Origin of the sequence: Pseudomonas sp. NPDC089534 (genome assembly GCF_044749305.1) — a bacterium.
Classification (GTDB): Bacteria; Pseudomonadota; Gammaproteobacteria; order Pseudomonadales; family Pseudomonadaceae; genus Aquipseudomonas; species Aquipseudomonas ekonensis.
This window is the reverse complement of record NZ_JBIVHR010000018.1, coordinates 55,294-78,695: the sequence shown is the minus strand read 5'-3', so window position 1 is coordinate 78,695 and position 23,402 is coordinate 55,294. Positions and strand designations below refer to the sequence as shown.

Sequence of the window (23,402 nt, the reverse complement as noted above, 5' to 3'; positions counted from 1 at the left end):
GGACGTCTTCCTTATACGTGTTCAGGACAGAATGTGGTCGGCCGGCTTCAGCGCCCGCGTCAGGCGGTGGTAGCTGAAGCTGAACCCCGGAAACATCGCGATCACATGACCGCTCCTGCTTTGGTACCAACTGTGGCAGCCGCCGGTTTTCCAGACCGTGCGCTCCATTTCCCGGTGGATCATCTGAGTGTAGGTACGTTCTGCCTCGGGGCGCACCTCGATGCTGCGCAGGCCCCGGGCCTTGAGGGTGCGGATGCAGTCGAGGATGTAGTTCATCTGCGATTCGATGATGAACAGCGCCGAGGTGTGGCCGATCCCGGTGTTGGGGCCGGTGACGATGAACAGGTTGGGGAAGTCCGGCAGGCTGGTGCCCAGGTAGGCGCGCGGGTACTGCGCCCAGACGTCGCGCAGTTGGATGCCGTTCTTGCCGCAGACCGGGTAGGAAATCACCCCGTCGGTGGCGTCGTAGCCGGTGGACCAGACGATCAGGTCCACCTCGATGTGCTGGCCGTCTGTGGTGACGATGCCGGTTTCGTCGAGGGCGGCGATGCCCTGTTCGCGGCTGTGCAGGGTCACGTTCGCGCGGGTCAGCGCCGGGTAGTAGGTGCTGGAGAGCAGCACCCGCTTGCAGCCGATGGTGAAGTCCGGGGTGAGCCGCTGGCGCAGGTCGGGATCGGCCACCTGGCGCTTGAGGAAGTTCAGGGCCTGGCGCTGCACCAGGCGGATCGCCGGTTTGGAGTACTTGAAGGCGATCACCCGTGTTTCGAACTGCCAGTAGATCATCCAGCGCAGCAGCTTGTAGGCCGGCTTGAGGCCCAGCAGCCAGCGCTGGAAGCGGCCGAAGGTGCGGTCGGCCCGAGGCAGCACCCAGTGCGGCGTGCGCTGGAACACATGCAGTTGCGCCACCTCCGGGGCAATCGCCGGAATCACCTGCGCCGCGCTGGCGCCGCTGCCGACGATCGCCACCCGCTTGCCCCGGTAGTCGTAGGCGTGATCCCAGTTGTTTGTGTGAAAGCTCTTGCCCCGGAAGCGTTCCGCGCCCGGAAAGTGTGGGATGACCGGTTGGCTCAGAGGCCCGGTGGCGTTGATCAGGAACTGCGCGTGGAACGTCCCTTTGGCGGCGGTGTGCACGGCCCAGAGTTTTTGCGCCTCGTCCCATTCGATGCGTTCGACGTTCGCGCCCAGTTCCACCCGCTCGCGCAGGCCGAACCGCTGCGCCACGTGTTCGGTGTAGCGGTGCAGTTCGGCTTGCTCCGCGAACATCTGCGTCCAGGGGTAGGGCGCGAACGACAGCGAATACAGCGGCGACGGCACATCCACCGCCGCGCCGGGGTAGGTGTTCTGGCACCAGGTGCCGCCGAAGAAGTCCCGCCGTTCCAGCAAGCGAAAATCGTCGATGCCGGCCTTGAGCAGATTCACGGCCGCACATTGGCCGCCAAAACCGCTGCCGATGATCAACACTTGATAGGTCTGCATGCGCCTCCTTCTTATAGTCGTTTTTCCGTTTTCCTCCTTTCAGGTATAGCCAATCATTTGCCCGGTGTCGGGCCCGGGCGTTGCGATGGGCGGCCCGCCGGCCGGTGATGGCTAATTGAGGGTGCCCTGATAGACTCTCAGCACATCCGTCTTCCGACGCGCGCAGTAGAGGCCCCAATGGAAAAAGCGGGAGGTCAGGGAAGGAAGGGATTGTCTTTGGCCAGGAGGCTGCACACGTCGCGAACCCTCGGGCTGGCGCTGGGGCTTCTGTGTGTGGCGGCGGCGATGCATCCGCTCGGTCCGCCACCCTGGGTCTGGGCGCTGATGCTGTTCAATGCGCTCCTCTGGCCGCACCTGGCCTTTCAATGGGCTCGCCGGGCCCACGTTCCTTACCATGCCGAACATCGCAATCTGCTGATCGACGCGTTTCTCGGCGGCTTCTGGGTCGCCGCCATGCAATTCAACCCCTTGCCCAGCGCCACCACCGTTTCGATGATGGCGATGAACAATGTCGCCATCGGCGGGCTGCGCTTCCTGCTGGCCGGCACGGCGGCGCAACTGTTGGGGATCGGCGTCGGGCTGGTGGTGTTCGCGCCGGCGTTCGTGCCGCCGACCACGCCGCTGCAGCTGTATGCCTGCCTGCCGTTGCTGATGCTGTATCCGTTGGCGCTGGGCTGGATCTGCTTTCGCCAGGCCTACACCCTGGGCCTGCACAAGCGCGAGTTGCTGGCCCTGAGCCGCACCGACAGCCTGACCGGGCTGCTCAACCACGGCGCCTGGAAGGACCGGCTGGAGATCGAGTTCCAGCACTGCAAGCGCCTGCAGCAGAATGCGGCGATCGCCCTGATCGACATCGATCATTTCAAGGCCATCAACGACACCTACGGCCATGGGGCCGGCGACATCGTCCTGCGCCAGTTGAGCAAGGCGCTCAAGCAGAACCTGCGCAATGCCGACGTGGGCGGTCGCTACGGCGGCGACGAGTTTTGCGTGATTCTGCCGGACATGCCGCTGTTCAACGCCGCCCAGGCCATGGAAACCTTGCGCGAGCGTTTTTCCTGTCTGACCTATGAGCAGAGTCCGGCGTTGAAGGCCAGTCTGAGCATCGGCCTGGCGGCGCTCGATCCGTCGCACGACGAGGCGGCCCAATGGCTCGACGACGCCGACCGGGCGCTGTACGAGGCCAAGAGCGGCGGGCGCAACCGGGTGATGTGCTACAGCGACGGCAAGCACCGGCGCGAAATGCTCGGGTCGGTCTGAAGGGGCAGGCAAGCGGCTTGCCGGGTCATTGCGCAATGCAACGAAAACGGCAGGCCTCGATGGCCTGCCGTCGCACGACGTGCGGAATCGGCCTCAGTCTTGTTGAGGCAGGTTCCAGAACTGCTTGATCTCGTGGATGTTGCCGACGTTGTAGCGCGGCATGAAACTGGCGCAAGGGGCTAGCGCGGTGGTCTTCACCGGCGTGTCGATCACGTCGGTGCCGGCGCGCAGCAGTGGGGTTTCGCTCCAGTTTTCGAGTGGTTTGTTCATCAGGATTTCCTTTCTGGTTGTGTGGGCAGCGATCTCTGCCCGGTTTGTAGCCGGGAAAGCAGGTTTTCGAAGACCGCTTTCTCCTGCATGGCGATGCCCGGATAAGTGGGCACATAGTTTTCGTCGAAGCACCAGGCTTCTTCGGTTTTGGCTGAACGCTGCGGATGAATGAGCAGGCTCAAAGATGCTGACAGGTTTTGCGGCGGGAGCTGTCGGTGCACTTCCAGGAGCGGAAGCATGTGCAGGACCTTTCCGGGGCTGAGTTTGAGCACCCGCTCTTCGCCGAGCGGGGGCCTTGTTCCGGCTTGCAATGGGGAGTCATCGAGGATTGTTCGCAAGACGGTGGCATAGCCGTCACCGCTGTAGCCTACGGAGTAAATCTCGAAATCATGGGTATGGTTCAGGTCATAGATGAATGTTTCACGCTCATCCCCTGACGAGACCGGGGCCCAAAAGCCCAAACGGATAGTGAACAGATCGTTGTAGTGCAGTACATAGGCGTAAGCGCTGTACAGACTGTTTCTGGTGCTGAAGCCGTCCTGCTGGAGGGTGTTGTAGAGATGCTCGCTCAGCAATGTACGGTTGTTGGCCAGTTGACGCAGATCCTCCATGATTCTTGGCTTGTCCAGTTCCAGATCGTAAGCCTTCATGCGCTCGATAAAAGTCTTCAGTTCCATGCCGCTTCACTCTGGTCGAGTAAATGATTCAGACGACTGTTTTGCAGGTTCCTCAACAGCGGAATGCAACGCCGTGCGGTACACAGATCCGTCTGTCCGATCACCTGGAATGCCTTCCAGGCGACAGCCGGGTGGTAGTGATAAATCAATTCTTTGGCCACTTTGAACACGCCCGGATCCCCTGCGGCCTCCAGCAGTTCAAGGCTAACCAGGTAGCGGGCGGCGCTGTCGTCGTGAGGAAACCACGCGGTCTTGTTCAAGGAGGCACGATCGAACACGCTGATGTCTGCGCTTCTGTCCGGCAGATTGACGCTACCGATGAACGCCGAATGTCCGTTGCCGCTCGGGTTGCTGTCGAACAGAAACTTCGTGCCGTCGATGAATAGCGGGTTGTCGGCGTCTACGATGACCCGTTCTTCGCGTGCCAGACGATTCTCTTCAAGCCTGTAGAGCTGAATGGGGAACGATTGCGCCTTGATCGCGAACAGAACGCTGTAGCCGGGCACGGAATAGAGTTGGTCAGGTGCCGGCGTATCATCGGGTGCCTTGAGACTGATGTTTCCGCTTTCATTGACGTGCAGTGTCAATGTTCCAGTACGGGCGTTGGTGCGTTTCATGATCTCGGCGCGGTGAGTTGAGTCGTAACTGTTTGTTGTCGGTTTGGGTAGTTGATCCACCAGTTTATTTATTTCAGCATCCATATTTAATGTCTTGATGCTGGTGGTAAGTTGTAGCGGCGTTAGGTCGCGATTGAGCAAGGCTTTTATCATGAGTATATTTTTATGGTTTTTATGAAAGAGGCACAGTCGCTCATCCGTAGATGGCACGGGTGCCTTGACTTTTGAGGTTTTTATACCTGAATCGGAGTGTTGTATTTGATGGGGCGGGACTGCGTGCATCACAGTATTGCTCTGTCAGGCGAAGTCCCATCGCCGCTGGAAGTGCTTACTTGCTGCTGGTCGCGTTTCTGAGTTTCTTGATTTCGTGAAGGTTGCCTACATTGAAGCGAATCCCGTCATAACCCGGGCAGTTGGCCCCGTGAGTCGAATGTGTCGGCGTGTTGATGACTTTGATCTCAGCGCGAGATAAAGGGGTTTCTTGCCAGTTGCTAGCTGTGGCTTTCATAATCATTCCTTGTCTTTGTCAGACTGTTTTTTTTGGTTTCTTGTAAGTGTGTTTAATTGTTAAACGTATTGGTGTTTAACTGAGGTTGATTATAAGTATCGGTTTTTGGCTGGCAATGCAGAAGTTGTTATTTGGTGTTTTCGTTTGTTTTTATATGTGTTTCGAGGTAGTGACGCTTGAAGGGGCTACCAAGTAAGCGCTGACACTTCAGCCGGTGACGTTGCGTCTACCGGCTGTATCACAAGGTCTACAGAAAATCGAAAACGGAGAGCGCTTACTCCTTGACGCTCATGTATTCCTTCGCCCAGAGAATGTAGTCCTCAGGCTGCGTATAGGTGTGCGTCAGTTCGGTGGCGCTCAGGTCAGAGGCCTGGGTGAAGATCTGCCGCTGTTCGCGCAGGCTGTCGTAGGTCGCCTTGATGGCGGCGAAGTAGGCGCCATGGCCGTCGATGGCCACGCGCACGCCGAGTTCGGCCAGGCGTTTGTCGTCACGCAGCGCCGGGTTGCCGTAGGTGACCAGCATCAGCGGCACGCTCAGGTGCTCGGCGATCTGTTCCAACTGGTCGAAGTCCTGCACGCCGACCATGCAGATGCCGTCGGCACCGGCCGCCTGGTATTGCTTGGTGCGGCTGATGATCTCCTGGTTGGGCAGGATGCCGGCGTTGGTGCGGGCGATGATCGCCATTTCCGAATCGACCCGGGCCTCCAGCGCCGCGCGGATCTTGCCGACGCCCTCGGCGACCGTGATCAGGTCGGTGGACTTGCGGCCGAACTGGGCCGGCAACAGGGTGTCTTCGATGGTCAGGGCGGCGACGCCGGCACGCTCCAGCTCGACGATGGTGCGCATCACGTTGAGGGCGTTGCCGTAGCCGTGGTCGGCGTCGGCGATCACCGGCAACTGGGCGACGCGACCGATGCGGGTCGCCTGCTCGGTGAACTCGCTCAGGGTGATCAGGGCGAAGTCCGGGGCGCCGAGCACCTGCAGCGAAGCGACCGAGCCGCCGAGAATCCCGACCTCAAACCCCAGGTCCGCCGCAATGCGGGCGGACATCGGATCGAACACGGAGGCGGTGTGGTAGCAGTTGCCGGAGGCCAGCAACTGACGGAAGTTACGGCGCAAATCTTGATGGGAAAGCCTGGACATACTGATTCCACCAATACAAAGGAATGGAAAGGCTTGAGCAAAGGTGTCAACGCCGAAGAATCAAGAGGCTATCACGCGAATGGGTCAAGGATCATGACGAATTTGCAAGGCAGGGGAAAGCGCACCGCAGCGGGAGCAAGCTCCCTCACCACAAAGGGTCAGGCTGCGGCGGCCTGCTGTTGCTGATTGGGCAGCAGCACCGCCCGTACCGAATCGCCCGGCTGCAGTTGCAGGCGCTTGGCGGTGAGGCGGTCGACCACCAGGCTGCCGCCGACCCGGCGGGCCTGGGCGACGGTGATGCGGCAGTTCTCCAGGCGCCGGTTGTGGATCAGCCACTGGGGGGCCTGGTCGTCCGGGGTGCCGAGGCCCAAGGTCAGTTCCAGGCTCTCGCGCACTGTGCGGATGCTGTGGATGGGGGCTTCGATCACAGGCCCCCCGTCAAAGATGTCGATGTAGCCTTTGTGGACAAACCCCTCGGCCTGCAGAATCTTCAAGGCCGGTTCCGTGTTGGGGTGGGGTTGGCCGATGGCCGACCGGGCCTGCTCGGTGAGCATGCAGGTGTACAGCGGCTGGCGCGGCATCAGTTCGGCGATGAAGGACTTGTTGCCCAGCCCCGACAGGTGGTCGGCATGGCTGAAGTCCATCTGGAAGAAGTGCCGTCCCAGGCTGTCCCAGAAAGGCGAGCAGCCCATCTCGTCGGCGCAGCCGCGCAGTTCGGCGATCATTTTCTCGCCGAACAGGTGCGGAAACTCGGCCACGAACAGCAGCCGCCCCAGCGACAGCAGGCGGCCGTTGCTGCCGTGGCGCTGGTCATGGCCCAGGAACAGCGAGCACAGCTCCGATTGGCCGGTCAGCTCATTGTTGAGGAACAGCGTCGGAATCTGCCGCTGAATGCCCAGGTCCGGCGCCGAATTGACGGTCAGGCCGACCCGGTAGTTGTACCAGGGCTCGCGCAGGCCGATGGCGCCGGTCAGGGCGCTGACGCCGACCACCCGCTGATCGTCGTCTTCGAGCACGAACAGGTAGTCGGCGTCGGCCCGCTCGACTTGTCCGGCGAAGGCGCGCCTGGCCCAGCGCACCCGATGGGCCAGGCGGTCCTCGTTGGCCGGCAGGGTGGTGAATCCGGGGCCGGCCTGGCGCACCAGCGCCATCAAGGCCGGCAGGTCGCTGACGTGAACCGGGCGGACAATCATGCTGCAACTCCTTCTGCGCGTCTGCTCGGACGCTGGTTCGGGGCGAGGTTCACAGTGCGATCAACCGCACGCTGGCGCCATCGGTGACGCCAAGTGCCGCACACATCGCCGGGGTGAGGCCCAGGGGCTGTCCCGGCTGGTCGTCCAGTTCGGCCACCATCGCCCGGAATCCCTTCAGGGCGTCGTTGCTGACCAGGTACTGGCCCCGGGCGTCGATCTGCGCCTGTCGCTGCACCGTGACGGTTCGGCTCTGTGCGATCGAACGGATGTTCGCGGTGCGGGCATACAGCGTGGGGCCGGCATCGAACAGGTCGATGTAGCTGTTGGTCTCGAAGCCTTCACGCTCCAGGATGTCGAACGCCTCTTGACCGTCGGGATGCACCCGGCCGATGCAGTCCTGCGCCGCCTGCGGCAGCATCGGCACATAGATCGGGTACTGCGGCATCAGTTCGGCCAGAAACGTGCGGTTCTGCAAGCCGCACAGGCGCTCGGCCTCGGCGTAGGGCAGGTCGAAGAAATGCTTGCCCAGGGCGTCCCAGAACGGCGAGCGCTGCTCGTCGTCGCTGTAGCCGACGATCTCGGTGATCACCGCGTCGGCGAAGCGCCGGTCGTGGGCGGCGATGAACATCAGCCGCGCCCGTGACAGCAGTTCGGAATGGGGCGAGCGCACCAGCGCCTCGTCGATGTGGAAGCCGCGCAGCAGGGTGTGGCCGTTCAGGTCCTGGCACAACGACAGCGCCGGTACGCCGTGCTCGATGTTCAGCTCCCGCGAGGCGCTGGTGAAGTGGCGGTTGCGCAGGCTGTAGAACGGCCCGTCGAACCCGGCGGTCGCGACGATTTCCGAGCAGCCGGCCAGGCGGCGCTGCTCCAGGTCCTCCAGCACGAAGAAATAGTTCTCCGATCCCTGGATCTGCGCCTCGCTGTCGAACGAAGCGCAGGAGCTGGCGATCCTTTCGCGCAGGCGCTCGCTGTCGTCAGGCAGGGAGGTCACGCCCACGAGGCTGTCGCGGGCCAGTTGTTGCAATTGAGGCAGATCGGTTGGCTCGACTGGGCGTAAGACCAGCATGGATGCACTCCTGTATCGAACGGTTCGGCGTCATCGCCGAACCTGACTATCACTGTCGGTTTCCACGCGTTAAATCGGCGGTCGCCTGATTCTTTGTCAGACGCCGCTCTTTTTCTTGTCAGCCATTGCTCGGGTCGGGCAGGGCGGTGCCGGCGCCGAGGCGGTTCAGGAAAAACAGGTACACCAGGCCCAATGCGATCCAGATCAGGCCGAGCTTCTGTGCATCGACGCCCATGTTGTACATGATGGCCGCAACGATGCCGAAACCGATCACCGGGCAGATCAGGTGACGGATCACCTGCCCGGATTTCAGCCGGCGCCAGTAGTGGTTGATGACGGTCAGGTGCAGCAGCATGAAGCCGCTCAAGGCGCCGAAGTTGACCAGGGAGGTCAGCGTGTCCACCGAGTCGATGAACAGGTAGCAGATCACCAGCGACAGCACGGCCACCAGATAGATGCTCAGGTAAGGCGTGTTGTGCTTCGGATGCACCTTGGCCAGCACCTTCGGCAGCTTGCCGTCGCGGGCCATGCCGAACAGCAGGCGCGAGACGGCCGCTTGCGAGGTGATGGCCACCGCCACGCCCCAGGCCAGTGCGGTGGCGACGCCGGTCAGGGTGGCCAGCCAACTGCCGGCGGCGATTTCGGCGATTTCATAGAACGCGGTGTCGGCGGACTTGAAGCCCATGCCGGCGGCCAGGTCGGTGGCGATCCAGGTCTGCACGACGAATATCGCACCCATCACCACCAATGTGATCAGCGCGGCCTTGCCGACGCTGCGGCCCGGATCGCCCTTGATCTCTTCGGCCAGGGTGGAGATGGCATCGAAGCCCAGGAACGACAGCACCGCGATCGACACCGCCTGCATCAGCAGCGCGAAGTTGAAGGTCTGCGGGTGGTACAGCGGCGCCAGGGTCAGCTGGCCGTTGCCGCCGCCGTTGTGCAGCGCGTTCCAGGCGTAGAACAGGAAGATCCCCAGCACCACCAGTTGCGCCAGCAGGAACAGGATGTTCATGCGCGCCGTGAAGGTGATGCCGCGCAGGTTGACGAAGGTTGCGCTGACCAGGAACGCCAGGATGAACCCGACCTTGGGAACGTCCGGGTACAGGTGGTTAAGGGCCATGGCCGCATAGACGTAGAGCAGCGGCGGGATCAGCAGGTAGTCGAGCAGCATCAGCCAGCCGGCGATGAAGCCCACGTGGGGGTTCAGGCCCCGCTGCGCGTAGGAATACACCGAACCTGCAACCGGAAACGCCCGGGCCATGCTGCCGTAGCTCAGTGCGGTGAACACCATCGCCACCATGCCGATGATGTAGGCCAGCGGCACCATCCCCGGCGCTTCGGCGTTGACGTAGCCATACACGCCGAACGGGGCGATGGGGATCATGAAGATCATCCCGTACACCACCAGGTCGGTCAGCGTCAGGCTACGTTTCAACTCCTGCTTGTAGCCGAACTGTTCTATTTCCATGAAGCTCAACTCCTTGTCAGCCAATCGTTCGTTTTAGTTGTTATGTCGGTCCATCGTTTGCCGCATCAGCAAAAAACTACAGCAGAGGCGCCAGATAGCCGGCCCAGCGCTCCACCGCGTCGGCACTGCGCAGCAGATCGTTGCGCACCTCGATCAGCACCGAGTCCAGCCCTCGGGCATCGCCGTGCACCGGCACGGTCATGTCGCCCAACGGGTCGACCCGGTAGGGCTGGTTGCCCGCCACCTTCAGCGGGTGTTTGCCCAACCCTTCGAGCAGGCGGTGGGCGTAGGCCTTGGCCTGGCCGAACAGCACGCCTGCCTCCAGCTCGCGGGGCTGGCCGTAGTACACCGGGGTAAAACTGTGGATCCCCACCACCCGCACCGGACGGCCTTCGGCCAGGCGGGTGTCGATCAGTTGCTGCAACCGCGAATGAAAGGGCTTGAATAACGTCTGACGGCGGTATTCGCGGGTGGTTTCATCCAGGTCGCGGTTGCCCGGCACCTGATAGATCTCGCTCTGCGCCGGAATGCTGTCGGGCGCATGCCGCGGCCGGTTGAGGTCGATCAGCAGCCGCGAATAGTTGGCGCTCAGCAGCGTTGCGCCCAACCGCTCCGACAACTGCTCGGCCAGCGCCAGCGCACCGATGTCCCAGGCGATGTGCTCGCGCGCGGCAGCCTCATCCAGGCCCAGGTCGTTCAGGGCCTCGGGGATGTAGCGGCTGGCGTGCTCGCACACCAGGATCAATGGATGCGTCGAGTCTTCGCGGCTCAGGTTGTAGGCCGGCCGGGTATACAACCCCAGCTCGGCAGGTTCAGTACAGGCGTGCATAGTGCTCACACAGGTCAGCGGGGGAGAGCTGTTCCGTCAGCGCCAGTTCCTCGGTTTTAAGGGCGAAATAGGTGTCGAGCAGCGGCGCCGGCAGGGCCAGCGCCAGCGCTTGACTGTTGCGCAGGCAATCCAGTGCCTGGGCCAGCGAGCCGGGCAGGGCGACGATGCCCCGCTCCTTGCGTTGTTCGTCGTTGAGTGAATCGGGGATTTCGTCGGTGATCGCGTTCAGCGCCAACTTGCGCTCGATGCCCAGGCGTCCGGCGATCAGCAGGGCGGCCATCGCCAGATGCGGCGATGCGGTCGCGTCCATGGCGCGGAACTCCAGGTTGAATTGCTTCGCCACGGGTTTGTCGCCCAGGGTCACCGTCGGGCAGATCCGCAGCGCCGCTTCGCGGTTGCGCTGACCGAGGCAGGCGTAGGACGCGCTCCAGTGGTGCGGTTGCAGGCGTTCGTAGGACACCGGAGTCGGCGCCGTGAGCGCGCACAGCGCCGGCAGGTAATGCAGCACGCCGGCGGCCCAGTGCTGGCCCAGGGTCGACAGGCCGTTGCTGGTGCCGGCGTCGTAGAGCACCGGTTGGCCTTCCAGGTCGAGCAGGCTCAGGTGCAGGTGCACGCCGTTGCAGACGGCGTCGGCGGCGGTCTTGGGCGCGAAGCTGACGTCCAGCCCCATCTGCCGGGCGATCTCGCGGGTGATCTCGCGCACGTTCACCGCGCGGTCCGCCGCCGCCACGCCCAGGGCCGGGCGGCAGGTGATTTCGTATTGATGCTTGCCGTACTCGGGCAGGAACATTTCCGGCTCGACCTTGCCGGCGCGCAGAGCGCTGAGCAGCCAGCCGCCGAATTCGGCACCCTGGCGCTGGGATTCGAGGGAAAAGGCCAGATGCTCGGCAAAGCCTGCGTGCAGGTTGAATTCGTGTTCGAACGCGGCGTTGACCTGCAGGCCGAGCCCGTCGCGGTAGCGCTCGACCTCGTCGCGCAGCAGGGTGCGCGGGCAAGCACCCCATGCCTGGCCATCGGTTTCGCGGATGTCGCAGTGGATGAAGTCCAGCGCCGGGGCCGCCGCATCCGGGCCGTTGCCGACGGTGACGCGGCTGGACAGGTCGGGAATCAGCCGCAGGTCGCCGTAGGCGCCCCAAGGGTTGGTGCTGGCGATGATGTCCTGCGGGGTCAGCGCGCTGTTGGCCGGCACCCAGCCGCAACCGGCGGCCCGGTAGTGTTCCAGCTCATCGGTGGGGAACGAGCGGCCCCGGGTGATGCCGGTCAGGTCGGTGGTGACCAGGGTGGTCATCGGCAGGGGCGAGAGGCGTTCGCTCATGGCTGCATCTCCCGCAGGCGGCCCAGCACGGTCTGGGTGTCGGTGATCCAGCAGTAGCCCTTGATCGCATTGAGGCAGGCGTCGTGCCGCTCGGCGGAGTAGGTGGCGCAGGCGTCTTCCACCAGGGTCACCAGGTAGCCGCGGTCGGCGGCGTCGCGCACGGCCATGTCGACGCATTGGTCGGTGACGATGCCGGCGACGATCAGGTGCCGGGTGCCGAGGTTGCGCAGCACGTAGTCGATGTTGGTGGAGTTGAAGACCCCGGACGAGGTCTTGGGCAGCACGATTTCGTTTTCCGCCGGCGTCAGTTCGGCGATGACCCGTGCCTGGGCGCTGCCCTTGGGCAGGTGCATGTCCGACAGCTTGTGGTCCAGCGAGCGGTCGCGGCCGTCGGCGGTCAGGCTTTCGATGATCGTGTGCAGCACGTTCTGCCGCGCCCGGCGAAAGGCATTGAGCAGCATCTGCTGGTTGGGCACCACCTGCGCGCGGGTGCGGTTCAGGAAATACGCAGCGTCCGGGCCTTCGAGGTGAGGGTCGAACTGCGGCTCGAGCCAGGCCCGCTGCATGTCCACCAGCAGCAGTGCGGTGTGGCCCGTGACGAACGGCAGATCCCGCGGCGAGCGGTGGGGAAGGCTGAACATCCTTATTTATCCTCCAGCAGGTGGGTGTCGAACGCGTTGCGCATCGCATCGATGCCTTCCAGGCGGTCGGCCAGGTCGGGGCTGCGCGGGGTCAGGCTGGCGATCAGCGCTTCGACCTGGGCCAGGGCAGGCACCATGGTGTCGAACGGTGAGGCGGACTCGACCGGGGCGCTGATGATCAGGTCGGCCAGTTCCCGCAGCGGCGAGGCGTAGATGTCGGTGAACAGCACCACGCGGGCGTTGTTGTGCTTGGCTGCGCTGGCCACGCGCAGGGCCTGGGTCTGGTAGCGGCGGTAGTCGAACACCAGCACCACGTCCTGGCGTTGCAGGTCGAACAGGCGGTCCGGCAGTTGGGCGTTGTCTTCCAGGGCGAAGCAGCCGGGGCGCAGCAGGCGCAGGTGATTGAGCAGGTAAGTGGCCATCAGGCTGCTGAAGCGTCCGCCGAAGCAGTGCACCTGATGGCGGGTGTCGAGCAGCCAGTCCGACAGGATCCGCACGTCTTCGGGTTGCGTCAGGGCCTGGGTCTCGACCAGCAGGCCATGGCTGTGGGCCAGGTAATGGCTCCAGGGGTCGTCGTTTTTCTGCTGCGAGCGCGGTTGCAGAAGGGTGCGGGGCGAGCGCAAGCGGTGATCCATGTCGCTGAGCAAGGCGTCCTGGAAGTCGGCGTAACCGCCGAAACCGAGTTTTTTCACCAGCCGCACGATGGTCGGGTCGCTCACCCCGGCGTGCTCGGCCAGGCGCGCCATCGGCCCCAGGCCGTTGCGCGGGTACTGATCCAGAAGGGCACGCACGACCTTGCGCTCCGAGGGCGTCAGGTCGAGGCCGGGATCGGTGATCAGGTCTCTGAGAGGGGGCATCCGGGCTCCTGCTGGATGGGGGTGTAGAATTTGCTTCACAATCCGTTAAAACAGTATTTATGTAACTCACGTTACATGTCTAGTGAATTTTCAGTGCAATTTTGCAAGCGCCAAAATGGGGCAGGATGCCCGTGCCGCAAGGGCTGCACGAGTTTCGCTTTCGCTTGTAGTCCATTGCCCATTCGCGTGTCAGACATTGCCGCTTTGGTCTGTTTGACCCGGTCACCCAGCGTCCCCGGAAGTCTCCGGTTTACGGCACAATGGCCGTCATTCCGGCGTCCCGCTGTTCCTTCTTTCACCCTCCGACCGAGTGACTCACCGTGCTGGCCACCCGCTTGACCCTGATTTGCCACGCTCGAACCGTCGCACAAAAACTGGCGTGTTTTCCTACGAACGAGCCCATTGAGCAGATGGCGCCGGCGGAGGGCTCGCTGGCCGCCCGGCTCGACGGGCCGTACCGGCTGGTCTGCGGCCCGGAACTGCGCACCCGTCAGACCGCCGCCTGGTTCGGCCCGGACGCGAAGGTCGAAGAGGCATTGCGCGACTGCGACTGGGGGCGCTGGCACGGACAATCGATCAAGGCGCTGCAACGGCACGAGCCTGAGGCGTTGCAGGCCTGGCTTGATGACCCGAGCGCAGCCCCCCACGGCGGCGAGTCGGTGGCACGGTTGGGCGAACGGCTGGCGGTCTGGCTGGTGTCCCTGCAGTCCGGGCCCGGCCACACCGTGGCGGTGACCCATCCGTTCGTGATTCGCGCGGCGCTGACGCAAGTGGTCGGGAGCCAGGCGCCCCACTGCATCGATGTCGAGCCGCTGGCGAGGGTCGATCTGCGCTTCGCCGGGCGCTGGCGGCTACGCTTGCCCGGTATCGACCTTGAAGGGGCTGTCTGATGAAACGCTTGCTGGTCATCGGCATCGGCGCCGGCCATCCCGACTACATCACGATGCAGGCGGTGAAGGCGCTCAACCGCGTGGACGTGTTCTTCCTCATGGACAAGGGCCAGGCCAAGGGCTCGCTGATCGACCTGCGCCGCGAAATCTGCGAGCGCTACATCACGGATCCCGCGTACCGTTTCGTCGAGGCCCGCAGCCCTGAGCGCGAACGGGGCGATGTGAACTACACCGCCAGCGTCGATGAACTGAACCGCGCCAAGCAGGCAACCTTCGAACGGCTGATCGATGAAGAGCTGGCCGACGGCGAGTGCGGCGGTTTTCTGGTGTGGGGCGATCCGGCGCTCTACGACAGCACGATCCGCATCCTTCAGGCGATTCTGGCTTCCGGCCGCTGCGTGTTCGAGTTCGAGGTGATCCCCGGCATCACCAGCGTCCAGGCGCTGGCGGCGCAGCACAAGGTGCCGTTGAACGGCATCGGCCGCTCGGTCGAGATCACCACGGGGCGGCGGCTGGCGGCGGGGCAGGTGAGCGATGCGGACAGTGTGGTGGTGATGCTGGATGCGCAGGACGCTTACCGTCAGGTGGCGGACCAGGACGCGGAGATCTTTTGGGGGGCCTACCTGGGGACGCCCGACGAAATCCTCATCAGCGGCCGGCTCAAGGACGTCGCCGATGAGATCGGGCGCGTGCGCCAGGCGGCGCGGGCGGAGCATGGGTGGATCATGGACACCTATCTGCTGCGCAAGCCTTGAGGCCGGCACAGCTGACGTCAATGCCTCAGGACAGTGCCCGGATTCCGCGCCCGAACCGCTCGCGGTACACCGACGGCGGCACGCCCACCACGCTGCGGAACGCCACGCGGAAGCTTTCCACCGAGCGGTAGCCGCAACGCAGGGCGATCTGCTCGGTGTTCTGCTGGCTGCCTTCCAGCAGTTCCCGCGCCCGGGCCAGCCGTTCGTGCTGCAGCCAGGCCTTGGGCGACTGGCCGTTGGCCTCGGTGAAGCGGCGCAGGAAGGTGCGCTCGCTCATTGCCGCCTCGCTGGCCAGGTCGCGCACTTCCAAAGGTTCATGCAACCGTTCGCGGGCCCATTGCATCACCCGCGACAGGTCGCTGCGCGGCGTCGGGCTGACCGGGGCGGGAATGAACTGGGCCTGGCCGCCGGTGCGTTGGGGCGACATCACCAGGCGCCGCGCCACCGAGTTGGCGACCTGGGTGCCGAAATCCCGGGCCACCAAGTGCAGGCAGGCGTCGATGCCCGCCGCGCTGCCGGCCGAGGTGATCAACTGCCCGGAGTCGACGTAGAGCACGTCGGGGTCGACCTCGATCGCCGGAAAACGCTCGGCCAGTTCCGCCGTGTAGCGCCAGTGGGTGGTGGCGCGATGCCCGTCGAGCAGGCCGCTGGCCGCCAGCACAAACACCCCGGAGCAGATCGACAGCAACCGCGCGCCGCGGGCGTGGGCCTGGCGCAGCGCGGCCAGCAAGGCCTCGGGCACCGGGGCGCTGCGGTCGCGCCAACCGGGAATGATCACGGTGCGCGCCTGCTCCAGCAGTTCCAGGCCGCCGTCGGCCAGCACCCGGATGCCGCCCATGGCCCGCATCGGGCCTGGGTCGACGGCGGCGATGCAGTGTTCGTACCACGGGAAATCGAACTCCGGCCGGGCCAGGCCGAAGATCTCCACGGCGATGCCGAATTCGAAGGTGCAGAGGCCGTCGTAGGCGAGGATGGCGACCCGTCCGGGTGAGTCAGTCATTTGGCGGAAAATTCCCGATGAGTGTCTTGTGCGCCACTGTAGCGGCAAGCGGTGCCCCGATAAAGTCTGTTCACACCCCACAGACACAGGAGCCTTCCCCATGACCAGCCTGGTTCGCCAAATCCCTGCCGCTTCGTCGGCCATCGCCCTGATGCATTTCAGCAACCGTCTGACCTTCGAAACCGATTGCTCCGACGTCTTCAGCAGCCAGGAGGCCGGCGAAACGGACTTCGTCCTGGTGGATGTGCGCGGGCCGTTGGCGTTTGAGCGCGGGCATGTGCCCGGTGCGGTCAACCTCCCTGGACGCCTGCTGACCGCCGAGAGCCTGGCCGGCTATCCGAAGGACACCTTGTTCGTCGTCTACTGCGCCGGCCCGCATTGCAACGGCGCCAACAAGGCGGCGGTGAAGCTGGCGGCGCTGGGGTATCCGGTCAAGGAGATGATCGGCGGCGTCACCGGATGGCTGGATGAAGGGTTCCGGCTGAGCGAGGCGGTGCAGCGTCCGGCGAACGCCGCGATCGGTTGCGAGTGCTGATCCCGGCCTGAAGGACGCCCCCCCTTGCGGTGAGGGCGTTCGCTCAAACGCCCGTTGTGGCGAGGGAGCTTGCTCCCGCTGGCCTGCGTAGCGGGCCCGGATCGTCGAGGGCCGCTTCGCGCCCCAGCGGGAGCAAGCTCCCTCGCCACAAAGCCCTCGATCCTGGTGAGATTGAGGGTTTGTCCTACAGTCATTGCACCGTGATGGCGCACGGCTTCCCGCCTTTCGGGTGGTCGCCGATTTTCTGTAAGTATTTGTCGCTTAAACACAATTTGCCCCGTGCGAGCCGCCATAGACTGCCGGCCACTTCGGTTTCTTTGCCGTCCCCGGCAAGGCCGAACCCTGACAATCGAAAGCTGCCAATAAAAGCCTCCGCACACGGGAGAAATAAATGAAAAAGCTGGTTATGTTCGGTGCCCTGGCACTGTCGATGCTGTCCCTGACCGCCGTGGCCGATGACGCCAAGCCGATCCGCATCGGCATCGAAGCCGGTTACCCGCCGTTCTCGATGAAAACCCCTGACGGCAAGCTCGCCGGTTTCGACGTGGACATCGGCGACGCGCTGTGCGAACAGATGAAAGTCAAATGCACTTGGGTCGAGCAGGAGTTCGACGGCCTGATCCCGGCGCTGAAAGTGAAGAAGATCGACGCGATCCTGTCGTCCATGACCATCACCGACGACCGTAAGAAGAACGTCGATTTCACCATCAAGTACTACCACACCCCGGCGCGCTTCGTGATGAAGTCGGGCTCCGGCGTCAAGGATCCGCTGACCGAGCTCAAGGGCAAGAAAGTCGGCGTGCTGCGCGCCAGTACCCACGACCGCTACGCCACCGAAGTGCTGGTGCCCGCCGGCATCGAACTGGTGCGCTACGGCTCGCAGCAGGAAGCCAACCTGGACATGGTGTCCGGCCGCATCGACGCCATGCTGGCCGACTCGGTCAACCTGAGCGACGGCTTCCTGAAGACCGACGCCGGCAAAGGCTTCGAGTTCGTCGGCCCGACCTACGAAGACGCCAAGTACTTCGGCGGCGGCGCCGGCATCGCGGTGCGCAAGGGCGACAAGGAGCTGGCGGACAAATTCAACACCGCCATCAACGAGATCCGCGCCAACGGCAAGTACAAGCAAGTGCAGGACAAGTACTTCGACTTTGACGTGTACGGCCATTAATACGCTGTAGAAGAGTGGCCTGCGCCTCGGCGGGGCCACTTTTTTTGTTTTCGGGATTGCAAGAAACCCTTGCGGGAGCGAGCCTGCCCGCGATAGCCCACGGACAGTCGGCCATGTGCCGCCTGACCGACCGTTATCGTGGGCAGGCTCGCTCCCACAGGCGTTTACCGCCGCTTCGAGATTCAGGAGTTCCCCATGCAACGCATCGACCACCTGCTGCCCTGGAGCCACCTGGGCACCGAACGTTCCCTCAGCGTATTCCGCTTCGGCGCAGGCCCGCGCAAGGTGTACATCCAGGCCAGCCTGCACGCCGATGAACTGCCGGGCATGCGCACCGCCTGGGAACTCAAGCAGCGCCTGAGTGAGCTGGAGCGCGAAGGGCGCCTGCAAGGCGTGATCGAGCTGGTGCCGGTGGCCAACCCCATCGGTCTGGACCAGCACCTGCAAAGCGCCCACATGGGCCGCTTCGAACTGGGCAGCGGCAAGAACTTCAACCGTGCGTTCGTCGAACTGAGCGCACCGGTGGCGGCCCGGATCGGCGAACGCCTGGGCGGCGATGCCGAGGCCAACATCGCGCTGATCCGCCAGACCATGGGTCAGGTGCTCGACGACCTGCCGGCTCCGGCCTCGCAACTGGAAGCCTTGCACCGTCTGCTGCTGCGCCACGCCTGCGACGCCGACATCACCCTGGACCTGCACTGCGACTTCGAAGCGGCCATTCATCTGTATGCGTTGCCGCAGCACTGGCCGCAGTGGCAGTCCCTGGCCGCCCGCCTGAAGGCCGGCGTGGCGCTGCTGTGCGAGGATTCCGGCGGCAGCTCGTTCGACGAATCCTGCTCCTCGCCGTGGCTGCGCCTGGCGCGGGCGTTCCCCGCCGCGGCGATTCCGCCGGCCAACCTGGCGACCACCCTGGAGCTGGGCAGCATGGGCGACACCCGGGTCGAACAGGCCCAGGCCAACTGCGAGGCGATCCTGGGCTTCCTGGCGGAACAGGGTTTCATCGGCGGCGATTGGCCGGCGGCGCCGCAGGACTGCTGCGAAGGCATGCCGTTCGAAGGCACCCAATACCTGTTCGCGCCGCACCATGGCGTGGTGAGTTTCCTGCGGGAAGCGGGGGAGTGGGTCGTGGAGGGGGATGCGCTGTTCGAAGTGGTCGATCCGCTGAACGACCGGGTGACCACCGTCCGCGCTGGCACCAGCGGCGTGCTGTTCGCCCTCGACCGCGGGCGCTACACCCAGCCGGGGATTTGGCAGGCGAAGGTGGCCGGGCGCGAGCCGATCCGGGCCGGGAAGCTGATCAACGACTGAGTGTGCGTTTGACTCAAGGGCCCATCGCGAGCAGGCTCGCTCCCACAGTGGATCGCGTTCCCCTGTGGGAGCGAGCCTGCTCGCGATTGCGGTTTTGGTTGCGACACAGAATGCGGATCATGCCAGGCTCAGCCCCTGAGTCGGCCCACCGCCAAGGACGACCCATGCTCAAGATGCTTGCCCTGCTGACCCTCCTGGCCTGCGGCACCGCCCAGGCCCAGACCTCGCTGCAGACCGATCTGCCGCTCAACTACCTGGCCCTGGTCCATCCGGATGCCGAGCCGCGCCCGCTGGTGGTCTTCCTGCACGGTTACGGCAGCAACGAGGCGGATCTGATCGGCATGAAATTTCAGCTGCCGAAGCAGTACAACTACCTGTCGGTGCAGGCGCCGATGGCGCTGGGGGAAGGGCGTTTCCAGTGGTTTCGCAAGAAGGGCGAAGGGGCCTACAACGGCGAGCCCGATGATCTGAAGGTCAGTGGGCAGAAACTGCGGGCTTTCGTGACGGCTGCGACGCAGAAGTACCACGCTGACCCGAACAAGGTGTACCTGATCGGCTTCAGCCAGGGCGCGATGATGAGCTACGAGGTGGGGCTGCGTCAGCCTGCGGTGGTGGGTGGATTCGCCGCGTTGAGCGGGCGCGTGCTGCCGGTGCTCAAGACCGAACTCGAATCCGCCCGGCAACCGGCTCCGGTGAGTGTCTTCATCGGCCATGGCACTGCCGACGACCGAGTGCCTTACCGTGACGGCACGCAGGCCGACGCGCTGTTGAAGCGCTTGGGCTACGCGCCGCAGTTCCACGCCTACCCCGGCGTGGGCCACAGCATCGGCGCCGTGGAGCTGGGGGACTTGAACGCCTGGTTGCAGGGGCTCAACCCCTGACGGTCACTTCTCCTTGAGGATCGTGTTGACCAGCGTTTCGTGGCCGCTCTTGTCGCTGGCCCGCGAGATCACCTGAACCAGCGCCATCCGGGTGCCGGAGCCGGCCATCAGCGTGGTGTTGAGGGTCTGGCCGCCGCCTTGGGTGGCGGTGCTGTCCACCTGACGCAGGCCCAGGCCGTTGCCTTTGCGGGTGATGCTCTTTTCGCTGAGCTTGTTGAAGTCCGGCAGCGCCTTGCGCTGGCCTTCGATGAAATCCGTCACGGTGGCGTCGAGGAATGCGCTGTCGTTGTCCTTGACGTTGTTGCCTTCGGGAATCTGGTTCTCCGCGGCGATGACCACGGTGCGGGTGGTCTGGTTGGTGTACATCGTGCCCTTGGCGCCGGTCGGGCCCGGCGGCAGCGGGTCGGCGACGAACCCCTTGGGCAGCGTGAAGGTGAGCTTGCCGTCGAGCATCGAGACCTTTTCGCCGGCGGGCTTTTCCTTGGGTTTGGCGGCAGCCTGAGCGTTGAACGCTCCCAAGGCTGTGACGGCCGCCAGCAGTAAAACGGCGGCTTTCTTAAGGGGCAACGACATTCTGATCTCCAAGGATGGTCACGTGTGGCGCGGATCATCCCATGGCTGGCGCGTGATACTCCAGTGCGGGGCGGGCGAGTGCCCGTCCATCGGAACTGTAATTTCTGTCAGGTGCACGGAAGTCTGTCGAGCCTGAAGAATGGCGCGTAGCTGATCGAACGGCGATCGGCATTGGAGTCACGGACATGGCCAACGAAAAAATCATCATCAGCACCATCAAGCAGGAAGGGTTTTTCCAGACTGTCTACGGCACTACGCCCACGACGGCCGCACAGGATCTGCAGGCCTCCTACAAAAACGCTTCGGGCCAATGGATCCCGATGGGGAGTGCACAGAAGTACGACACCCGGGATTTTCAGATCAATCTGACCAATCCTCCGGCCAAGGGGAAGTTCGATGTGAAGGTTTGCCCCAAGGATGCTCCTTCAAGCCCGGAGTGTTCAGATCCGTACCCTTATGATTTTGTCGACTTCGGCAACTGGTGAGGGTCAAGCCGAGTTCTGATAGGGATGTGTTTCAGGCTCCCATTCCAGCGATGGGCGCCTGGGCTTGAGTCAAGGCCGGTCGGCCAATCCGGCGTGCCTATGGTTCGCGCTTGTCACAAGTTGTCGAGTCACCAGCAGCATGGCCAGAGAGACGGCGACTCCCATCGCAAACCCCCACCAGCCCAACCTCGGCAGCGTCAATGCCAGCACCAGGCAAAACGCCGAGAACGAATACATCCCGGTCGCCGTCGCCCGCAGCAGCGCAGCGGTGAACGCCGGGCCGCGGGTCTGCTGGGAGAACACCGCCATCACGCTGCCCAGCACCGGGAACACCGCCAGCAGGCCGCTCCAGCGTTCGCCGACGGTGCTCGCCAGCATCGTCACCACCAGCGTCAGCGCCGCGCCGGCGACCATCCGCCAGATCAATCGGTCCGACTTCGGCGCCGGGCCGCCCACCACCGGATGCACCTTGGGGAACAACCGGGGCGCGGCCAGCAGCGCCGTCGCGGCAGCCGCCACCGAGAACGGCAGCGACGGCGGGATCAGCGACAACACCACCGCCAGCAGCGCCCAGACGCTCAGGGAAACCGCCAGCGCCCACGGCCAGTTCGCCCGTTGAGCGACCTGCGCGTAGGTGACGCAAAACGCGATCATCGCAAACATGGCCGACAGCGCCGCCACCGCCGATTGCGCGGCGAACGCCGGGCCCTGCTCCAGGGCGAGGAACAGCAGGATCGGCCCGACCACCACCGGCAGCCCCGACAGCCAACCGGCCACGCTCGGCCCCCAGCGCTTGCCGGCCAGGGAAATCAGCAGCAGGAAGCCGGGGATCAGCAAGAGTTTGAGGATCAGCACGCGAAGGGCTCCGTCGGGTGAGTGCGGCCACGGTAGCATCGCGGCGAAGGGATTGCTTCAGGAAAATACAATTTTTGTATACAAAAAAAATCGACCCCGGCAAACTCGGCACATCGTCCCTTGGGCGCGACGGGCGAAACGTCTAAGCTGCCTGCCTTTCCCACTTGTTTCTGGATGTGTGCGTGAAATTCAGTCTGCCCAAGGTCGGCACCGCGCCGTTCTGCCCGCCGGAAGTGGCCGGCAGCGTCGCGGTCGATCCGAGTGCTTCATTCTTCAAGCGTGTGCTGCGCTTTGCCGGCCCCGGCCTGTTGGTGTCCATCGGCTACATGGATCCGGGCAACTGGGCGACGGCCATCGAGGCCGGCTCGCGGTTCGGCTACAGCCTGCTGTTCGTGGTGCTGTTGGCGAGCCTGGCGGGGATGGTCGTCCAATGCCTGTGTTCGCGGCTGGGCATCGCCACCGGGCGGGATCTGGCGCAATTGTCCCGTGAGCGCTACAGCACCGGCACAGCGCGGCTGCAATGGGGCCTGGCGGAGATTTCGATCATCGCCACCGACCTGGCCGAAGTGCTCGGTTGCGCGCTGGCGTTTCATTTGCTGCTGGGGTGCTCGCTGAGCGTCGGCATCGCCCTCACGGCGTTCGACACGCTGCTGGTGCTGGCCCTGCAGAACCGCGGCTTCCGGCGGCTGGAGGCGATCATGCTGGTGCTGGTGGGCACCATCGGGGTGTGCTTTTTCGTGGAGTTGCTGCTGATCAAACCGTACTGGCCGGACGTCGCCCAGGGCTTCAAGCCGTCGCTGTCGGCCATCGGCGAGGCGGCGCCGCTGTACCTGGCGATCGGCATCCTCGGCGCCACGGTGATGCCGCACAACCTGTACCTGCACACGTCCATCGTGCAGACGCGCCTGATCGGCAAGGACCTGGCCAGCAAGCAGGACGCGGTGAAGCTGGCGCGCATCGACACCATCGGCTCGTTGGCACTGGCGCTGCTGGTCAACGCGGCGATCCTGATTCTCGCGGCGGCGGCGTTCCACCAGTCCGGGCACACCGACGTCACGGACATCCAGGACGCCTATCACCTGCTGGATCCGCTGGTGGGCGGGGCGCTGGCCAGCGTGCTGTTCGGCGTGGCGCTGCTGGCGTCCGGGCAGAGTTCGACGTTCACCGGCACCATCGCCGGCCAGGTGATCATGGAAGGGTTCCTGAACCTGCGGATCCCCTGCTGGCAGCGGCGCCTGATCACCCGGGGGCTGGCGCTGATCCCGGCGTTCATCGGCGTGTGGCTGATGGGCGATGGGGCGGTGGGCAAGCTGCTGGTGCTGAGCCAGGTGGTGCTGAGCCTGCAACTCCCGTTCGCCTTGTACCCGCTGATCCGCATGACCAACGACCGGCAGCTGATGGGTCCGTTTGTGAACCGGTTGCCGACACGGGTGTTGGCGTGGGGGTTGTTTGCGGTGATCAGCGGGGCCAACAGTTGGTTGATCCTGCAGTTGGTTGCTTGACCTTCACCGTTGCGGGGACTGCACCGGCCCTATCGCTAGCAAGCTAGCTCCCACAAAGGTCAGCGGCGTTCACAGAAATGGCAGCCCAACGCAAAAACCTGTGGGAGCTAGCTTGCTAGCGATGAG

General features: G+C 64.1%; 24 protein-coding genes. 9 read left to right on the top strand and 15 right to left on the bottom strand.

Annotated elements, in window-relative coordinates:
• Nucleotides 1–21: 21 nt before the first annotated feature.
• Entirely contained in the window at nt 22–1,476 is a 1,455-nt protein-coding gene (locus tag ACIP0B_RS08180) for a flavin-containing monooxygenase (RefSeq protein WP_400831085.1), read from the bottom strand.
• 177 nt (nt 1,477–1,653) lie between these two features.
• Between ACIP0B_RS08180 and ACIP0B_RS08175 the strand changes: the two genes are divergently transcribed.
• Complete coding sequence (locus tag ACIP0B_RS08175; RefSeq protein WP_400831083.1) at nt 1,654–2,736, top strand: diguanylate cyclase; 1,083 nt, start codon at nt 1,654–1,656, stop codon at nt 2,734–2,736.
• A 93-nt stretch (nt 2,737–2,829) separates the two neighbouring features.
• Here the strand turns inward: ACIP0B_RS08175 and ACIP0B_RS08170 are convergent, their stop codons facing one another.
• From ACIP0B_RS08170 to ACIP0B_RS08120, 11 genes are all read right to left on the bottom strand, one after another.
• Nucleotides 2,830–3,006: a hypothetical protein gene (locus ACIP0B_RS08170; protein WP_400831081.1), complete on the bottom strand. Its 177-nt coding sequence runs from the start codon at nt 3,004–3,006 to the stop codon at nt 2,830–2,832.
• A complete protein-coding gene (locus ACIP0B_RS08165; RefSeq protein WP_400831079.1) occupies nt 3,006–3,683 on the bottom strand; it encodes a transposase in 678 nt (225 codons plus the stop codon). Before ACIP0B_RS08165 ends, ACIP0B_RS08170 begins: the two co-directional genes overlap by 1 nt.
• Nucleotides 3,674–4,453: a hypothetical protein gene (locus ACIP0B_RS08160; RefSeq protein ID WP_400831078.1), complete on the bottom strand. Its 780-nt coding sequence runs from the start codon at nt 4,451–4,453 to the stop codon at nt 3,674–3,676. The genes ACIP0B_RS08165 and ACIP0B_RS08160 overlap by 10 nt, the downstream gene beginning before the upstream one ends.
• A 629-nt stretch (nt 4,454–5,082) precedes the next feature.
• A complete protein-coding gene (locus tag ACIP0B_RS08155; protein ID WP_400831076.1) occupies nt 5,083–5,952 on the bottom strand; it encodes an oxaloacetate decarboxylase in 870 nt (289 codons plus the stop codon).
• Between the two features lie 158 nt (nt 5,953–6,110).
• A complete protein-coding gene (astA, locus tag ACIP0B_RS08150) occupies nt 6,111–7,145 on the bottom strand; it encodes an arginine N-succinyltransferase (protein WP_400831075.1) in 1,035 nt (344 codons plus the stop codon).
• Between the two features lie 49 nt (nt 7,146–7,194).
• Complete coding sequence (locus ACIP0B_RS08145; protein WP_400831073.1) at nt 7,195–8,211, bottom strand: arginine N-succinyltransferase; 1,017 nt, start codon at nt 8,209–8,211, stop codon at nt 7,195–7,197.
• Nucleotides 8,212–8,329: 118 nt separating this feature from the next.
• Nucleotides 8,330–9,679 carry an APC family permease gene (locus ACIP0B_RS08140; protein ID WP_400831072.1) on the bottom strand — a complete coding sequence of 450 codons (1,350 nt, stop codon included), beginning with the start codon at nt 9,677–9,679 and terminating at the stop codon, nt 8,330–8,332.
• A gap of 76 nt (nt 9,680–9,755) precedes the next feature.
• Nucleotides 9,756–10,508, bottom strand: coding sequence for an N-formylglutamate amidohydrolase (locus ACIP0B_RS08135; RefSeq protein ID WP_400831070.1), 753 nt, complete (start codon nt 10,506–10,508; stop codon nt 9,756–9,758).
• Entirely contained in the window at nt 10,492–11,823 is a 1,332-nt protein-coding gene (locus ACIP0B_RS08130) for a glutamine synthetase (RefSeq protein ID WP_400831069.1), read from the bottom strand. The genes ACIP0B_RS08135 and ACIP0B_RS08130 overlap by 17 nt, the downstream gene beginning before the upstream one ends.
• Nucleotides 11,820–12,464, bottom strand: coding sequence for an isochorismatase family cysteine hydrolase (locus ACIP0B_RS08125; RefSeq protein ID WP_400831068.1), 645 nt, complete (start codon nt 12,462–12,464; stop codon nt 11,820–11,822). The genes ACIP0B_RS08130 and ACIP0B_RS08125 overlap by 4 nt, the downstream gene beginning before the upstream one ends.
• 2 nt (nt 12,465–12,466) lie before the next feature.
• Nucleotides 12,467–13,321: a MurR/RpiR family transcriptional regulator gene (locus ACIP0B_RS08120; protein WP_400831066.1), complete on the bottom strand. Its 855-nt coding sequence runs from the start codon at nt 13,319–13,321 to the stop codon at nt 12,467–12,469.
• A gap of 320 nt (nt 13,322–13,641) precedes the next feature.
• Between ACIP0B_RS08120 and ACIP0B_RS08115 the strand changes: the two genes are divergently transcribed.
• Nucleotides 13,642–14,211 (top strand): histidine phosphatase family protein, encoded by a 570-nt coding sequence (locus tag ACIP0B_RS08115; protein WP_400831065.1) that lies wholly within the window; start codon nt 13,642–13,644, stop codon nt 14,209–14,211.
• Nucleotides 14,211–14,966, top strand: a complete 756-nt coding sequence (gene cobF / locus ACIP0B_RS08110) for a precorrin-6A synthase (deacetylating) (protein ID WP_400831063.1) — start codon at nt 14,211–14,213, stop codon at nt 14,964–14,966. The genes ACIP0B_RS08115 and cobF overlap by 1 nt, the downstream gene beginning before the upstream one ends.
• 25 nt (nt 14,967–14,991) lie before the next feature.
• Here cobF and ftrA read toward each other — a convergent pair whose 3' ends face one another.
• Nucleotides 14,992–15,966 carry a transcriptional regulator FtrA gene (gene ftrA / locus ACIP0B_RS08105; protein ID WP_400831061.1) on the bottom strand — a complete coding sequence of 325 codons (975 nt, stop codon included), beginning with the start codon at nt 15,964–15,966 and terminating at the stop codon, nt 14,992–14,994.
• A 100-nt stretch (nt 15,967–16,066) separates the two neighbouring features.
• Between ftrA and ACIP0B_RS08100 the strand changes: the two genes are divergently transcribed.
• The 4 genes from ACIP0B_RS08100 to ACIP0B_RS08085 all read left to right on the top strand — a co-directional run bounded on the left by ACIP0B_RS08100 (nt 16,067) and on the right by ACIP0B_RS08085 (nt 19,861).
• The gene (locus ACIP0B_RS08100) at nt 16,067–16,501 is read left to right on the top strand and encodes a rhodanese-like domain-containing protein (protein ID WP_400831060.1); all 435 of its coding nucleotides are present in this window, start codon (nt 16,067–16,069) and stop codon (nt 16,499–16,501) included.
• 391 nt (nt 16,502–16,892) lie between these two features.
• Complete coding sequence (locus ACIP0B_RS08095) at nt 16,893–17,672, top strand: ABC transporter substrate-binding protein (RefSeq protein ID WP_400831058.1); 780 nt, start codon at nt 16,893–16,895, stop codon at nt 17,670–17,672.
• A gap of 195 nt (nt 17,673–17,867) precedes the next feature.
• Entirely contained in the window at nt 17,868–18,980 is a 1,113-nt protein-coding gene (locus tag ACIP0B_RS08090; RefSeq protein ID WP_400831056.1) for a succinylglutamate desuccinylase/aspartoacylase family protein, read from the top strand.
• A 164-nt stretch (nt 18,981–19,144) separates the two neighbouring features.
• Entirely contained in the window at nt 19,145–19,861 is a 717-nt protein-coding gene (locus ACIP0B_RS08085) for an alpha/beta hydrolase (protein ID WP_400831055.1), read from the top strand.
• 3 nt (nt 19,862–19,864) lie between these two features.
• On the opposite strand, the gene ACIP0B_RS08080 is transcribed toward ACIP0B_RS08085, so the two are convergent.
• Nucleotides 19,865–20,434 (bottom strand): hypothetical protein, encoded by a 570-nt coding sequence (locus tag ACIP0B_RS08080; protein ID WP_400831053.1) that lies wholly within the window; start codon nt 20,432–20,434, stop codon nt 19,865–19,867.
• Between the two features lie 185 nt (nt 20,435–20,619).
• Between ACIP0B_RS08080 and ACIP0B_RS08075 the strand changes: the two genes are divergently transcribed.
• Nucleotides 20,620–20,919: a hypothetical protein gene (locus ACIP0B_RS08075; RefSeq protein ID WP_400831052.1), complete on the top strand. Its 300-nt coding sequence runs from the start codon at nt 20,620–20,622 to the stop codon at nt 20,917–20,919.
• 69 nt (nt 20,920–20,988) lie between these two features.
• Here ACIP0B_RS08075 and ACIP0B_RS08070 read toward each other — a convergent pair whose 3' ends face one another.
• Nucleotides 20,989–21,774, bottom strand: coding sequence for a hypothetical protein (locus ACIP0B_RS08070; RefSeq protein WP_400831050.1), 786 nt, complete (start codon nt 21,772–21,774; stop codon nt 20,989–20,991).
• 182 nt (nt 21,775–21,956) lie between these two features.
• Between ACIP0B_RS08070 and ACIP0B_RS08065 the strand changes: the two genes are divergently transcribed.
• Entirely contained in the window at nt 21,957–23,276 is a 1,320-nt protein-coding gene (locus ACIP0B_RS08065) for an Nramp family divalent metal transporter (protein ID WP_400831048.1), read from the top strand.
• The last annotated feature ends 126 nt before the right edge of the window (nt 23,277–23,402 follow it).